The sequence below is a fragment of the Anoxybacillus sp. ST4 genome, from assembly GCF_019448545.1.
In the GTDB taxonomy this organism is placed as follows: Bacteria; Bacillota; Bacilli; order Bacillales; family Anoxybacillaceae; genus Anoxybacillus; species Anoxybacillus pushchinoensis.
On the sequence record NZ_JAHZOE010000007.1, the window covers coordinates 77,711 to 93,156 of the forward strand.

Here is a 15,446-nt window from a genome sequence, read left to right on the forward strand (position 1 = left end):
CACCTTTACTCATAAAATACGCGTGTTCCATTTGTATATGTTGCCTCATTCCGATGTAAACCGCCCCTTGCTTCAATTTCCTCAATAATTTCACGATGCATCGTCTGTCCTTCAACGTTTAAATATGGAGTGACTTGTTGAAGAGCGTGATGGAAAAAAGCGAGTTCGCTATCTTTCCACTGTTGTTTCGGAATCATTTGAAGGGCTGTCAAGTCGCGTCCAACATACATTTTTCTCACCTCTTTCATGTAGTTTGGAAAATGAAACAAAAATTATTCATACGGATATTTTCTCGACAAATGATACAAAGTAATAACCGTGGAGGTGAGCATCATGAACAAACAACCGAACAAAACGGTAGCAGGAACAAATATTCAGCACGTAAAACAGCAAAACGCTGGCCAGTATGGGACAGAGTTTGCGACTGAAACTGATGTTCAACACGTGAAGCAACAAAACGCAAAAGCAGAAGCGAAAAAAAAATCAATAACAGGAAAAGGGTATCGGTTTTCGTCCGATGCCCTTTTTCTTCCTTGCACATTAACGTTATAATAGAAGAAAAAGCGTCGAACGAAAGTAGGGAATATGTATGGATTATCCACAGACAGGGGCGATCATTCAAATTCATAGCTATAAACATGATGGGCATATTCATCGGGCATGGAAAGAGACAGTCGTGTTGAAGGGAAGCGAAGAAGAAATCATTGGCGGCAATGATCGCACACTTGTGACGGAAGCTGATGGAAGAACATGGGTGACACGCGAGCCGGCCATTTGTTTTTTTTATGAGAAGCATTGGTTTAACATTATTGCGATGATTCGGTCAGAAGGTGTGTATTATTATTGCAACATGAGCTCTCCTTACGTTTGGGATGGAGAAGCGTTGAAATACATTGACTATGATTTAGACATCAAAGTATTTCCGAACGGACAGTATGACATATTAGATCATGATGAATATGAGCGGCATCGGGAACAAATGAATTATCCTGATATTATTGACGAGATTTTAAAAAATAATATTCAAAAATTAGTTCAATGGATTAGGGAAAAAAAGGGACCGTTCGCTCCGGAAGTTGTTGAACATTGGTATAAAAAGTTTATTATGTATGGAAAGTGAAAAAGGTACATACTTTATTTTAAAACAGCGTCTTCTTGCTTGTGTCTAGTGTTTCCAGAGTGCTTACGGAAGGGAAAGCTAAAAAAGATGTCCCGTTTCTTTGGCGGGACATCTTTTATTCTTGTTCTGGAGTAGGGATCGTATGCTCTTCTTTATGGTAATGGTGAAAGCTTTCAATAAGCGTGTCTAGATGTTCGAGTTGGTGACTGTATTCAATAATCGCTCCGATTAGAGGAAACAGCTGATAATTTTCCTGTTGAACACTTTGCTCGACATAATCGTTTAAAAACGAGCGAATTAATCCTTTTTTTCCAGAACACGCTTCCGTTGCAAATTGTGATTGTGGATCAGATTTTGCTTTCCCGATAAACTTCAGCAATATTTGGTCGTGGTAATTTAATAAACAATCGAGTTCGTTTTTTATTGCATCTTGAAGTTCAGCAGGTGTATGCGACAGCTCGTTTTCTAGACGATGCAGTAGCTTTAACGTCTGCAAGGCGCGGTTTGTTGCAACAATCATTTGTCGATACAGGACAAGTTTGCGCGACTTACTATATTTATGTTTACGGAAATACGTTCGTTCTTCTTTGTAGAGTAAATAAAGTTGGTCAAGTTTCATCATGTTCTCTTTAAACTTTTCAATATCTTCCTTCAACAGATGGTGCTCAGATGCATGGCGAATATTCATGCGAATCCATTTTAAAATTTGTTCTGTATATTCGACAATTTTCGTATATAGTTTTTTCTCGTATTTCGGTGGAAGGAAAACTAAATTCACGACAAACGCGGACAACACTCCTAGCATAATCGTAGAAAAGCGAATAAGCGCAAATTCAATAAAGTGTTCCTCCGTATATTCCATAATTGCGATGACCGTTACAAGCGCGACAGAAATGGAAGATTCTAAACGAAGACGAAGAAATAACGCAATGACTAAAATGGCAGTTAATCCGATAATAAATGGGTCGTGTCCGAAAATAAGTGTAAAAACAATCGCAAAAACCGCACCGATGACATTTGCTTGCACTTGTTCAATTAAGGACAAGTATGAACGGTAAATGGTCGGCTGCATCGCAAATACAGCAGAAATGCCAGCAAATACAGGGGAAGGTAACTGCAACAATTTTGCTAAAACTAATGCAAACGTAATCGCAATCCCGGTTTTAAAGACGCGGGCTCCAAGTCTCATCGTCGCTCAAATTCCTTTCTTTTTTATCATCTTGTTAGAACAACAAAAAAATATACATGTTTTTCATCAGTATATCAAGACAAAAGGAAAAAAATTAAAAGAACTGCCTCATTTTTTTGAAGCAGTTCTTTTTATGTTTATTCCGTTGACACAGATGGATCTGCTTGTTCTTTTTTCGGGATGACTTGGAAAAAGTGTTGTTCCGGTTGTTGCAACAACGGTTGAAGCGTTGCTGCTTCGTCGTGCTGTTCGTGTTCGATAAGCAAATCAACATATGTGCGAAGCAGTTCTGTCACGTCCGCTTTTCCTTTTTCGTTAAGCGGTTGAATTGTAACGTTCGCTCCTTTGGCGATGCGACGTTCAAGCGCTGCTTTCGTTAAGCCCATTTCTGGCTGATGGCGCAAATAAACGACACCACCAGTCATTCCTGCACAAATCCATGGCCCTGGATCGCCGAGAACGAGCCCGCGTCCGTTTGTCATATATTCAAAGGCGAAGCCTTTAATGTTTGCGTTGACACCGATGTTGCCATGTTCAATTTCAGGGATTGGCTTCGTCACTTGCCCTCCGATAATGATATCGGCCCCTGATAGGCGAATGCCTGCGCGTGCATCAGCATTTCCTTGAACGACTAGCAATCCTTTTTGCGCTCCGTAACCAAATCCTTTTCCTACCGATCCATTGTAAAACTTTCCGTCTTTTCCTTTTGCTTTGAAGACGAAGATGCCGCCACCAAACGATGTTTTTCCAACGCCATCTTGCGCCCCACCGTCGACGTGAATATGAATGCCAGTGACGTTATACGCCCCCAGTCCATTGCCCGGAACAGAGCCGTCTTTATAGCGTAGAGAAATATTTGGTAACTTTTTATACGATCCGTCTAATCGACCACGTACGCGATGGCACGCTACGCGGCTGCCGAGTACACGTTGTTCCGCTGTGACGGTTGAAAATTCCCGTGAACGATGCAAATCCTCAACATGGTAATCCAAATATTCCGCGCCAGCTGCAACAGCAAGTTTTCCTTCTTCCGATGTCGCCGCGATTTCTTTTTGATACCATTGTCCAATATCTAACGGTTTTAATAATGTTGTCAAGTCCATGCGGTCCCGTCCACGCGTCTGCTCAAGTAAATCGGAGCGGCCGACAAGTTGTTGTAAGTTTGTATAGCCGAGCGAAGCGGTAAGCGTTTTTAGCTCCTCGCCGAAGGCTGTAAAGAAACGAACTAAGTTTTGCACAGCTTGCTCAAATTGTCTTGGAACGAAGCGGCGTAAACCGTGCTCTTTTGCTTGCGCTTCCGATTCAATTTGCGTGGCGATTCCGACGTGACACGTATCTAAGTGACAACCGCGGCATGTCGTACACCCGATTGCAATCATCGCTAACGTACCAAAACCGACGCGATTCGCGCCAAGAAGCATCACTTTCATAACGTCCATAGCACTTCGTATTCCACCGTCTGCCCAAATTTCTACTTGATCGCGCAATCCCGCTTCTAAAAGGGCGTTGTGTGCCGCCTTGACCCCGATTTCTACTGGCAGGCCAACGTGTTGAATCGCATGGATGCGCGCAGCACCTGTCCCACCGTCAAAGCCGCTCAGCGTAATGATGTCTGCACCCGCTTTTGCAATTCCGACAGCAATTGTTCCGATATTCGGAACGACTGGCACTTTCACAGCAACTTTTGCTCGGTCGTTCGCCGTTTTTAGTTCGGCAATCATTTGCGCTAAGTCTTCGATTGAATAAATGTCATGGTTGTTTGACGGTGAAATTAAATCCGAGCCGATCGTTGCGTTGCGTGCCTCAGCAATTTTCGCTGTGACTTTGGAACCCGGTAAATGTCCACCTTCTCCCGGTTTCGCGCCTTGCCCGATTTTAATTTCAAGCAAATTGGATGAGTTGAGCAGTTCTGCATTGACACCGAATCGCCCAGATGCAACTTGCTGCCCGCGCGTGCGCGGATATTTGCCGAGCATATCTTTAATTTCCCCGCCTTCACCGTTTAAGCTGATCATGTTGAGGCGATTCGCTGCTTCAGCATAAGCGCGAAATGCAATTTCGTTTTGGGAGCCAAAGGACATAGAGGCGATGACAAAAGGTAAACTATGTTCACCGACTGAAATGTCGACTTGCTCCTTTTTGGCTGGCGTGCTTGCCAGTTTTAAGTCAGTTAAATGACGAATGGCTGTTGGTGTCTCTGTTTCGATTTCTGTCAATTTGTCACGATAGCTATCGTATGAGCCGGTTTGAGCTACTTCGCCAATCGCTTTCCAAATGCGTGGAAAGACGTGGAATGTTTTGCGCAATTTCGCTTGTTCTGCTTCAAAATCTTTAGCTCGTGCAATCGCATCTTGTTTTAATGTGTCAAAATTTTGGATAAGTGTGTGTGAACCGAAAAAGTTAACGATATTTAGTACAGCTGCGATTTCGTCATGCAATCCAATGGATGAAAATAGTCGACTATATCCGCGTAACTCGTGAATACCGATCGTTGAAATGACTTTTTCGAGCCCTTTATTTAACGCTTGATACAAATGAACGGCTGGTCGAGTTGATGAATCAGCAACTGTAGCAAACATTAAATACGGGCTAATGACGTTAGCGCCGAGTCCGTAAGCGACGATCAAGTCGTGAAGTGAGCGAATCGCACCGGAGCGAAGTAAGAGAGAACAATGTCTTCTTATCCCCGCTTTTGTTAACGCTTGATCGACGGCAGATACGACAAGGAGTGGATCGATCCATAAGTGCCCGTTTTGATGCGCTTTTGCATCGTCAATGACGAGCAACGTTTTTCCGTTTGCTACTGCTTCGCACGCTTCTTCACTTAACCGATTTAACGCAGCTGGAATAGTTTCTGTTTCAAAAAAGGTAGCCGATATAAAGTATATCAACTGTTTTTCTTCGAATGCATGAACAAGTTGATCATATGATGGTTGCTGTAACGTCTCCGCACATTCATTGCCGAGTTTTCCTTCGATTAAAATAGGGGAAAGAAGCTCTACAGTGTACGGATGTTCTTCATTAAGTACGATGCTCGGCCGTTTTCCAACGACGACACGAGTAGAAAAGTGCTCAGTTTCTCGGTCGCGATCGATGGCTGGGTTTGTGACAACTGCTACGCTTTCTTTAATAAAGTCCGCAATATTTTTCCGTTCTGGATCGATCGCAGCAAGCGGAGCATCGTGACCGAGGGAGCGAATCGGTTCAGCTCCTTTTTCCGCCATTTGTTCGAGCAATTGAATATGTTCGCGATCCCAACCGAATGCAGCGTATTGTCCATTATGCACTTTTGTTGGTTGAGCAACGAGCACATAAGGTTTGAATGTCGGCGTTTGTAGACGTTGCCGCATATTCTCAATATTTAGCCGCTGTCGCATGCGGTTGTACACTTCTTGTTGATAGTCCGCGTACTCGTAAATACGAATTGTTCCATCATCTTGCCATTTTAAGCCGATTTTTTCCCCAGGAGCGAGCGGTTTTGGTTCGCCTGTGTATTCGCACGTTGGAATAATGCCTGGCTCAGATGCGAATACGTAACGATGTTCGGTCTCAATTTTCCAGAGTGGGCGCAACCCGAGCGCATCAACGCTAAATACCGCTTCATCAGCATGGCGCGAAATGATTCCGGCAGGACCTTGGGCAAAATGTCCCCACGCTTCGCGAATGTAAGTATATAAATCTTGTAAATGTGCAGGGTAGTTTTTTATTTCATTTACAATGGGCGGGAACAACAAATCCATTGCTTCAAATAACGTATATCCATCGCGATAAATGAGTGTTTCCATCGTTCGGCTCAAGTCTTGTGAGTCGCTTCCGCCGTTTGTTAGCGGCACGCCGATCATCGTAGCTTCTTCGCGAAGCTTAGCGATCGTATTAATTTCCCCGTTATGACCTAGCACGCTGAACGGCTGCACCCGGAAAAAGTTTGAGAGTGTATTCGTTGAATATCGATTATGACCAAGTGTCATCGTTGATGCGACGAGCGGACTTGCTAAATCGTGATAGTATTTTGGTAAAATGTCCCCGGCGCCCATCACTTTATAAATAGCATGATAATTACTTAAAGAAGCGACGTGAACGTGTTCATCTTTTTCTATTTCAACAGTTAATTCAAACAACGTGTTAGCGAGGGTTGTATGTTTGCTAGGCAAAAGGGCAATTTGCCAAAATACCGGTTCTTCACGTAAAGCGATTGGACCAAGCGCTGAAGAAGATGTGACGCGATCAGATTCAAAAATAAGCGTGAGATGAAATTGAGCAAACAATTGGCGCATGCGCGCTTTTTTCTCTTCCACATTCGTTGTTCGTGCAATAAATATATGGCCAACGGTAAAATCGTCGCGTTCAGCAAGTTGAGGATCAAGATGGGCGGCGGCCAATTTTTTTTTCCAAAGCTCTTTTGGGATATCGATATGAACGCCAACGCCATCTCCTTCCCCGTTAATGAATCCAGCACGATGATTCATTGTGACGAGGGCGTTAATACAGGTTGTAATATTTTCTTTTGTCGGCATGCGTCGTTTTTCAACCGCAGCAACAATTCCACACGCATCGTGTTCATGTTCATAAAAATGTTGAAATGAAGTTGGATTCCATCGTTGTTTCATAAGCATGCGGCTTGTAAGCGACTGTCGTTCGCTTCTCGCCTTCGCCACCTCCCACACGAAAACTTTTAAAAAAATGAAATTTTCTAAAATTTATAGTTTATATTAGCACGTTCATAAAGGAAAATCAATTATTTATTCATGTTTTTGGATACGATATTCAGGCTATGTAACCAATCGTTCACAAATAATGTAAGCGTTTTCATTTTGTTTTAGGCAAAAACAACGAGGTGGAGAACGTGCTCCTACCTCGTTGTTTTTGTATATTTATTCATTTTTTAATGTTTTAAATGCCCGTTCTACCGCTTCAATTGTATATTCAATATCTTCCTCTGTATGTGCTAACGTAATGAACCATGCTTCATATTTCGAAGGGGCGAGGTTAATGCCTTGATGAAGCATGAGCTTAAAAAATTTTGCAAACATCTCTCCGTCTGTTCGTTCCGCTTGTTCATAGTTTTCTACTTTTTCTGTTGTAAAGTATACGGTGAGAGCCCCTTTTAGACGGTTAATCGTCACAGGAATATCGTATGTTTTGGCGTGGGTTAAAATTCCTGCCTCTAACATGGCGCCGAGATGGTCGAGATGCTCGTACACTCCTTCTTGTTGTAATACTTCTAAGCAAGCGATGCCTGCTAAAATGGAAGCTGGGTTTCCTGCCATCGTCCCTGCTTGGTAAGCAGGACCAAGCGGGGCTACTTGTTCCATAATGTCTTTTCTTCCCCCATACGCTCCAATTGGTAAACCGCCACCAATAATTTTCCCAAGTGCAGTTAAATCCGGCTCGATGTGAAGTAAGTTTTGTGCCCCGCCATACATAAAGCGGAAAGCAGTAATGACTTCATCGTAAATCACAAGCGCTCCAACTGCATGAGCAATGTCGTTGATTGCTTGCAGAAAACCTGGTTTTGGTTCAACGATGCCGAAGTTGCCTACAATAGGTTCGACAAGCACAGCGGCTACTTCATGCCCCCAACGATCCATCGCGTGTTTAAAAGCATGTATGTCGTTAAAAGGTACAGTAATGACCTCTTGTGCAATGCTTTTTGGTACGCCGGCGGAATCTGGAGTTCCTAACGTTGATGGACCGGAACCTGCGGCGACGAGAACGAGATCAGAATGTCCGTGATAGCATCCAGCAAATTTTACAATTTTGTCTCGGCCGGTATAAGCGCGGGCGACGCGAATCGTCGTCATAACCGCCTCTGTTCCTGAGTTGACGAAACGTACTTTTTCGAGGGAAGGGATGGCCTCTTTTAACATTTTTGCAAACGTAATTTCATACGGTGTCGGCGTTCCGTATAACACACCGTTCTCGGCTGCATGCTGGATTGCCTTCGTAATGTGTGGATGGGCATGTCCTGTAATAATAGGACCGTAAGCGGCCAAATAATCGATATATTTATTGCCGTCTACATCCCAAAAGTATGCACCTTGCGCCCTTTCCATGACGACAGGTGCACCGCCCCCAACTGCTTTATATGAACGCGAGGGACTGTTGACGCCGCCGACAATATGTTCAAGCGCTTCTTGATATAGTTGTTCAGACTTCGTAAAATTCACGCGAAGCCTCCTCCTTTTATGTAAAATTTCTTTCATGGTGTTTATTTTATCACATTTATTTGAGCACACCATTTGTTGAGTTGAAACATTTTCGTTACACTATTAAATAGTGATTTTTTGAGAGGTGAGAAATATGTATGCGATTGAAGTAGAAAAACTGCGTAAAGAATTTAAATCGTACTCGAGCCGATCTGGTTTAGCTGGTGCGTTTCGCGATTTGTTTACGAGAAATTATAAAACGATTCGGGCAGTTGACGACATTTCGTTTACAGTAAAGCAAGGGGAAATGGTTGGCTATATCGGGGAGAACGGAGCAGGTAAATCGACGACAATAAAAATGCTGACAGGAATTTTAACGCCGACATCTGGACGAGTCGTTGTAAATGGGATGAATCCACATAAAGAACGGGAACGTTTCGTGCAGACGATCGGCGTTGTGTTTGGTCAACGGTCGCAGCTATGGTGGGATATTGCGGTGCAAGAATCGTTTCGGTTGTTAAAAAAAGTATATCGCGTTTCTGATCAAGACTATAACGAACATATGGATCATGTCATTGAAACGCTAGACATTGGTTCGTTGCTAGATAAACCTGTTCGTAAGTTGTCGCTCGGGCAGCGAATGCGCTGCGAATTAGCGGCGGCGCTCATTCATAATCCTCCGCTTTTATTTTTAGATGAACCGACGATCGGCTTAGATGTGCTTGTCAAACTAAAAATTCGTCAATTTCTAAAAGAAATTAACGAAAAGTACAACACGACCATTTTATTAACGACTCATGATATGACGGATATTGAGGCGCTTTGTGAGCGTGTCATTATGCTTGATGAAGGCAAAATTATTTATGACGGTTCATTGCAACGGTTAAAACAAAATTGGGGAGAAGGGAAGCAAATCCAGTTTCAATTTCGCGATGTTGTTTCCAAAGAGCAGCTTGTTTCGCTTATCGATGTAACATGGGAGGAAGGGGAAGATCGGCATAGTTGGATTGCGCATGTGCGAGCGGATGACATGGCTCATGTGATCGGAAAGATTGTGTCTTCCTATGAGCTTAAAGACATTCACATTCGTGAAGTATCGACGGAGGAAGTGATCCGTAATATTTACGAAGAAGGGATTCATCATGGGTAAATACATTGAAATGATTCGAATGCGTTTTTTAATGATGCTAGCTTATCGCACGAACTATTATAGCGGCATTTTTATTTATAGCATTAATATCGGAGCGTACTATTTTTTATGGTCGGCCATTTATGGAGGACAGCCGTCTATTCAAGGAATGACAGTCGAACAAATGACGACGTACGTCGCTATTGCATGGATGGCAAGAGCATTTTACTTCAATAATATCGATCGTGAAATTGCAATGGAAATTCGCGAAGGAAAAGTAGCGATTGAGTTAATTCGTCCGTACAACTACTTAGTTATGAAGACGATGCAAGGGCTTGGCGAAGGAATTTTTCGATTGTTTTTCTTTTCATTACCGGGGATGCTCATTGTTACTTTCGTATTTTCGCTTCAATTTACAACGAACGCGCATACGTGGGCATATTTCGTCTTGTCGACAATACTCAGTTTTATCATTAACTCTCAGCTCAATTTGCTTGCAGGGATGGTCACGTTTTTTACATTAAATGGGGAAGGACTACTCCGAGCTAAACGGTTTGTTATTGATTTGTTTTCAGGACTTATTTTGCCAATCAGCTTTTATCCGGAATGGGCACAAGATGTGATGAAATATTTACCTTTCCAAGCGATTAGCTATATTCCGAGCATGATTTTTACGGAAAGTTTTACAGAGAATGAAGCGTTGCGAGGAATGATGTTTCAAGCCGTCTGGTGTATCGTATTAATTGCTCCAATTTATTTACTATGGAAAGCGGCTAAACGAAAACTCATCATTCAAGGGGGGTGAGCGCATGTTTTATATGTCTATTTTCTTTCAATATATGAGTCAATATGTAAAAACAAAGTTGCAATATCGGACAGATTTATTTGTCGAGTTTTTATCTGACTTAATGTTTCAAGGTGTGAATTTAATTTTTATTCTTGTTGTCTTTGGACATACACAACTATTAAACGGATGGACGCGTGATGAAATTATTTTTATTTACGGCTTCTTTTTAGTTCCGTTTGCTTTATTTGCTTCGTTTTTTAACATATGGGATTTTAATGAACGGTACATCGTACGGGGAGAAATGGATCGCGTGCTCACCCGTCCGGTGCATAGCTTGTTTCAAATTGTGCTTGAGCGCATGGAGCTAGAGTCGCTTCTTGGGGGGATTACTGGCTTAGTCGTTATGGGTTATGCTGCTGCAAAATTACATTTGACGTTTCATTGGTATGATGTGATTTTGTTTCTTCTTTTTGTATTAGGAGGTACGTTCGTTTACGCAGGTATTTTCATTTCGTTAGCTAGCATTAGCTTTTGGTCTGATGCGCGCAGTTCGATTATGCCGATGATGTATAATATCGGAAACTACGGGAGATACCCTGTTGATATTTATAATCGCGTAATCCGCTACGTTTTAACGTGGGTTTTGCCGTTTGCGTTTGTTGGTGTATATCCGTCGGCTTACTTTTTGCGCAAAACAGAATGGTACACGTATTCATTTTTAACACCGGTCATGGGAATCGTATGTTTTACTTTGTCTGTTTTGTTGTGGAATGCAGGAGTCAAACGTTATCGCGGGGCCGGGAATTAATTACGACATCCCCTCGTATATATGAGGACAGGAGGGGATGTTGTGATATATGTATTCATCGCGCTAATTGCTTTTATTATATGTATGAGTGTTTTCTCATTTTGGCAAACGAAACGTTCCGTCATCTCAGTAAAAAACTTCATTGCGATCATATTCGTCTATTCAACGACGATGATTGGATTTGCGCTTGTTTATACAATTTTGCATATAAATGGACATGTTGTTATGATGGAAAATGGGAAGAATATAGAGGCTTCTCATTTTTTACAATATGTTGAAACGAGTTTATATTTTAGTGCAGTCACATTGCTTTCCGTTGGTTATGGGGATATTGTACCAATCGGGATCGGGCGATGGATTGCAATGGTCGAAGCGTTGCTCGGCTATGCGCTGCCAGCTGCCTTCGTCGTTCGCATTGTTATGGATGTAGAAAGGAAGTAGGAGGGAAAATATGCAAGCACCTGATTTTACATTGCCAGCGAGCAATGGCAAACAAGTTGCATTGTCGCAATTTCGTGGGAAGTATGTCGTTTTGTACTTTTATCCGAAAGATATGACGCCAGGGTGTACGACGGAAGCTTGTCATTTTCGTGACCATTATGAAACGTTGACTAAGCTCGGGGCGGTCGTTATCGGTATTAGTCCTGATTCACTTGAGCGTCACAAAAAGTTTATCGAAAAGCATAATTTGCCGTTTTTACTTCTTTCCGATGAAAAACAAGACGTAGCAAAAGCGTATCATGTATGGAAGTTGAAGAAAAACTTCGGGAAAGAGTATATGGGCATTGAGCGTTCGACGTTTTTAATTGATCCGAATGGTCACATAATAAAAGAGTGGAGAAAAGTGAAAGTAAATGGGCATGTTGAAGAGGTGCTAGGCGCTTTAAAAGAGGCGATTGGCTCAAACGAATAACACGATCGTTGCGTACGATATAGCAGAACACACCTCCTCAATGATGTATGCGGCGATTCTTTAAGAGTCGCCTTTTTTTCTTGCCTAAAAATACAATTGACAAACGGTTTCAGTTTTTTGTACACTGTTTATAAAAATTACAAAGTAATAATTATAATTTTTATAAATGAAAGTGGGGTGCATGACGGTGACGCACGCACAGCAATTAAAAGAAGCGCTTCACACGTTGAAGGAAACCGGCGTCCGTATTACACCGCAACGTCATGCGATACTCGAATATTTGATTCAGTCGATGTCCCATCCAACAGCGGATGAAATTTATAAAGCTTTGGAAGGAAAATTTCCAAATATGAGTGTCGCGACGGTGTATAACAACTTGCGTGTGTTCAAAGAGGTCGGTCTTGTCAAAGAATTGACGTACGGTGATGCGTCGAGTCGTTTTGATTTTGTTACGACGCATCATTATCACGTCATTTGCGAAGTGTGTGGAAAAATTGTTGACTTTCACTATCCGGGGTTAGATGAAGTAGAAGATTTAGCGGCACATGTGACGGGATTTAAAGTTAGTTATCATCGTATGGAGATTTATGGAACTTGTCCGACCTGTCAAAAAGGACATCATTAACATAAAAAGCTGGTAGCGGTATGCTATCAGCTTTTTATATTTCTTGTTTTTCGATTATATTTTTCATCAAACTCTTTTCCTTCAAGTGTCGGATCAAGCGTAAGTGGCTCGTTGCAGTACATGCATACGTCGACTCTGCCTAACATTTTTGTCACTTTATTACATGACGGACAAACGACTTGTACAGTTTTTGTGGACAACATCCCGATCCAAAAATAAACGACCGTGCTTGCAATAATAAATAATAATCCTAAAATCATAAATAACGTCATGACAATTGGGGATGTACGAAAAAATATTCCGGCGTACATGACGAAAAAACCGATAAAAATTAAACTTAATGCAAATGTACGAATTTTATTGATCTTGCTTGAATATTTTACACCCACACTATCGCCTCCTATGCATAACTATATCATAAGTTTTAAATGATAAGCAGTAATCAGCAGGAGTTTTTTGAAAAATGTCGAATACGGTCAAACAATGTTGAAAGATGGAGGAAACGGGTATGGAAGATTTGTTGCGTCCGATTTACCAAGAGCGCGCTAGTCACCCTCATACGCTTGGAATTTTAATGGTTGAAAAAGGGTCGGATTACTCTCCGGAGACGGATTTATTTGACGTTATTTTATTTGTTATTGTTCAGAAAGGAGAGGAAAAAGTTTTTATTAAGCATTATGCATTTGAAGAAAAAAGCGCGTCGTTGCACGTCGTCGACGAACATCAAGTAAAAGAATGGGTGCTGCTTGGCTCAAATCGAAAAGTGATAAATTGGCTGTTGAACGGGAAGGTTTTGTTTGATCGAAATGAATATATTGAGCAGTTGCGACAACGTCTCTTGCAGTTTCCAGAAGAAGAGAGAAAGGTCAAGATGGGAATTGAATTTGCAAAATTAGTTCGTCGTTACATAGAGGGGAGAAGTTTTTTTGAAAAAGATCAGTGGCTTGATTCTTACAATCACATCCTTCATGCTCTTCACCATTTGGCGCGCCTAGCTATTATTGAAAACGGTTTTTATCCTGAGGTAACCGTATGGAATCAAGTAAAGCATATTGAACCGCAAATTTACAAATTATATGCGGAGTTAGTGGGAAGTGAAGAGCCGCTCGATAAGCGATTGCAGTTATTATTTTTAGCAAGTGACTTTTTTATCCATTCGAAACTCAAACAAGGGGCAAGCCATCTTTTAGATGTGCTTACAAAAAGGGAGACATCGTGGTCTATGGCCGAATTGCTAAATGAAGAAGAGCTGGCCGTATACGGGGTTGATTTAGCTATTTTCCTTGAATTTTTAGTTGAAAAACACGTGCTTTCTGTCGAAAAAATAACAACGAAAGGACAAGGGGTGTTTCATAGACATTATGTAGTTGAAAAAAAATAAAGAAAAGGTGTTGACGTTTAGAAATGTTCGTGATATATTTTTAATCGTCGCTACTGAGATGTGGCGGCGGTTAAAATAAAAAAAGTTTGTTGTTGACATAAAAATTGCAATATGGTAGTATGAAAAAGTCGCTTAAAAACGACAAAGATGTTCCTTGAAAACTGAACGAAGCGAAAAGCGTACGAAGCTAGAGAGATAAACTTTCTATGGAGAGTTTGATCCTGGCTCAGGACGAACGCTGGCGGCGTGCCTAATACATGCAAGTCGAGCGGACGATTCAAAAGCTTGCTTTTGAATCGTTAGCGGCGGACGGGTGAGTAACACGTGGGCAACCTGCCCTGTAGACGGGGATAACACCGAGAAATCGGTGCTAATACCGGATAACACGAAATGTCGCATGACGTTTCGTTGAAAGACGGCGCAAGCTGTCGCTACAGGATGGGCCCGCGGCGCATTAGCTAGTTGGTGAGGTAACGGCTCACCAAGGCGACGATGCGTAGCCGACCTGAGAGGGTGATCGGCCACACTGGGACTGAGACACGGCCCAGACTCCTACGGGAGGCAGCAGTAGGGAATCTTCCGCAATGGACGAAAGTCTGACGGAGCAACGCCGCGTGAGCGAAGAAGGCCTTCGGGTCGTAAAGCTCTGTTGTTAGGGAAGAACAAGTAACGTAGTAACTGGCGTTACTGTGACGGTACCTAACGAGAAAGCCACGGCTAACTACGTGCCAGCAGCCGCGGTAATACGTAGGTGGCAAGCGTTGTCCGGAATTATTGGGCGTAAAGCGCGCGCAGGCGGTTCCTTAAGTCTGATGTGAAAGCCCACGGCTCAACCGTGGAGGGTCATTGGAAACTGGGGGACTTGAGTGCAGAAGAGGAGAGCGGAATTCCACGTGTAGCGGTGAAATGCGTAGAGATGTGGAGGAACACCAGTGGCGAAGGCGGCTCTCTGGTCTGTAACTGACGCTGAGGCGCGAAAGCGTGGGGAGCAAACAGGATTAGATACCCTGGTAGTCCACGCCGTAAACGATGAGTGCTAAGTGTTAGAGGGTATCCACCCTTTAGTGCTGTAGCTAACGCATTAAGCACTCCGCCTGGGGAGTACGCTCGCAAGAGTGAAACTCAAAGGAATTGACGGGGGCCCGCACAAGCGGTGGAGCATGTGGTTTAATTCGAAGCAACGCGAAGAACCTTACCAGGTCTTGACATCCCCTGACAACCCGAGAGATCGGGCGTTCCCCCTTCGGGGGGACAGGGTGACAGGTGGTGCATGGTTGTCGTCAGCTCGTGTCGTGAGATGTTGGGTTAAGTCCCGCAACGAGCGCAACCCTCGACCTTAGTTGCCAGC

Annotated in this window: 14 protein-coding genes and 1 rRNA gene; 10 read left to right on the forward strand and 5 right to left on the reverse strand. The window is 42.8% G+C overall.

What is annotated here, in order from left to right:
• Positions 1 to 5: 5 nt before the first annotated feature.
• A complete protein-coding gene (locus tag K1I44_RS07085) occupies positions 6 to 230 on the reverse strand; it encodes a hypothetical protein (RefSeq protein ID WP_003397932.1) in 225 nt (74 codons plus the stop codon).
• A 103-nt stretch (positions 231 to 333) separates the two neighbouring features.
• On the opposite strand from K1I44_RS07085, the gene K1I44_RS07090 reads away from it, so the two are divergent.
• Both K1I44_RS07090 and ntdP read left to right on the forward strand, forming a co-directional pair.
• Positions 334 to 552 (forward strand): gamma-type small acid-soluble spore protein, encoded by a 219-nt coding sequence (locus K1I44_RS07090; protein WP_219985730.1) that lies wholly within the window; start codon positions 334 to 336, stop codon positions 550 to 552.
• 37 nt (positions 553 to 589) lie between these two features.
• A complete protein-coding gene (gene ntdP, locus K1I44_RS07095; RefSeq protein ID WP_003397934.1) occupies positions 590 to 1,120 on the forward strand; it encodes a nucleoside tri-diphosphate phosphatase in 531 nt (176 codons plus the stop codon).
• Positions 1,121 to 1,235: 115 nt separating this feature from the next.
• Here ntdP and K1I44_RS07100 read toward each other — a convergent pair whose 3' ends face one another.
• The 3 genes from K1I44_RS07100 to K1I44_RS07110 form a co-directional block, all read right to left on the reverse strand.
• Positions 1,236 to 2,309, reverse strand: a complete 1,074-nt coding sequence (locus tag K1I44_RS07100) for an FUSC family protein (RefSeq protein WP_219985731.1) — start codon at positions 2,307 to 2,309, stop codon at positions 1,236 to 1,238.
• Positions 2,310 to 2,446: 137 nt separating this feature from the next.
• Positions 2,447 to 6,916 (reverse strand): glutamate synthase-related protein, encoded by a 4,470-nt coding sequence (locus K1I44_RS07105; RefSeq protein ID WP_219985739.1) that lies wholly within the window; start codon positions 6,914 to 6,916, stop codon positions 2,447 to 2,449.
• Positions 6,917 to 7,180: 264 nt separating this feature from the next.
• The gene (locus K1I44_RS07110; protein ID WP_091704589.1) at positions 7,181 to 8,476 is read right to left on the reverse strand and encodes a glutamate-1-semialdehyde 2,1-aminomutase; all 1,296 of its coding nucleotides are present in this window, start codon (positions 8,474 to 8,476) and stop codon (positions 7,181 to 7,183) included.
• Positions 8,477 to 8,609: 133 nt separating this feature from the next.
• Between K1I44_RS07110 and K1I44_RS07115 the strand changes: the two genes are divergently transcribed.
• The 6 genes from K1I44_RS07115 to perR all read left to right on the forward strand — a co-directional run bounded on the left by K1I44_RS07115 (position 8,610) and on the right by perR (position 12,717).
• Complete coding sequence (locus K1I44_RS07115; protein WP_004577810.1) at positions 8,610 to 9,605, forward strand: ABC transporter ATP-binding protein; 996 nt, start codon at positions 8,610 to 8,612, stop codon at positions 9,603 to 9,605.
• Complete coding sequence (locus tag K1I44_RS07120) at positions 9,598 to 10,389, forward strand: ABC transporter permease (protein ID WP_004577811.1); 792 nt, start codon at positions 9,598 to 9,600, stop codon at positions 10,387 to 10,389. The genes K1I44_RS07115 and K1I44_RS07120 overlap by 8 nt, the downstream gene beginning before the upstream one ends.
• A gap of 4 nt (positions 10,390 to 10,393) precedes the next feature.
• Positions 10,394 to 11,179 carry an ABC transporter permease gene (locus K1I44_RS07125; protein WP_219985732.1) on the forward strand — a complete coding sequence of 262 codons (786 nt, stop codon included), beginning with the start codon at positions 10,394 to 10,396 and terminating at the stop codon, positions 11,177 to 11,179.
• A 42-nt stretch (positions 11,180 to 11,221) separates the two neighbouring features.
• The gene (locus K1I44_RS07130) at positions 11,222 to 11,620 is read left to right on the forward strand and encodes a potassium channel family protein (protein WP_004577813.1); all 399 of its coding nucleotides are present in this window, start codon (positions 11,222 to 11,224) and stop codon (positions 11,618 to 11,620) included.
• 10 nt (positions 11,621 to 11,630) lie between these two features.
• Positions 11,631 to 12,092, forward strand: a complete 462-nt coding sequence (gene bcp / locus K1I44_RS07135; RefSeq protein ID WP_219985733.1) for a thioredoxin-dependent thiol peroxidase — start codon at positions 11,631 to 11,633, stop codon at positions 12,090 to 12,092.
• Between the two features lie 181 nt (positions 12,093 to 12,273).
• Positions 12,274 to 12,717 carry a peroxide-responsive transcriptional repressor PerR gene (perR, locus tag K1I44_RS07140; RefSeq protein ID WP_091704572.1) on the forward strand — a complete coding sequence of 148 codons (444 nt, stop codon included), beginning with the start codon at positions 12,274 to 12,276 and terminating at the stop codon, positions 12,715 to 12,717.
• 26 nt (positions 12,718 to 12,743) lie between these two features.
• Here the strand turns inward: perR and K1I44_RS07145 are convergent, their stop codons facing one another.
• Complete coding sequence (locus K1I44_RS07145) at positions 12,744 to 13,106, reverse strand: YgzB family protein (RefSeq protein WP_004577816.1); 363 nt, start codon at positions 13,104 to 13,106, stop codon at positions 12,744 to 12,746.
• 119 nt (positions 13,107 to 13,225) lie between these two features.
• Here K1I44_RS07145 and K1I44_RS07150 point away from each other — a divergent pair, with 119 nt between their 5' ends.
• Positions 13,226 to 14,098, forward strand: a complete 873-nt coding sequence (locus K1I44_RS07150; RefSeq protein WP_219985734.1) for a nucleotidyltransferase-like protein — start codon at positions 13,226 to 13,228, stop codon at positions 14,096 to 14,098.
• Between the two features lie 203 nt (positions 14,099 to 14,301).
• Positions 14,302 to 15,446, forward strand: a 16S ribosomal RNA gene (locus K1I44_RS07155); the annotation flags it as partial.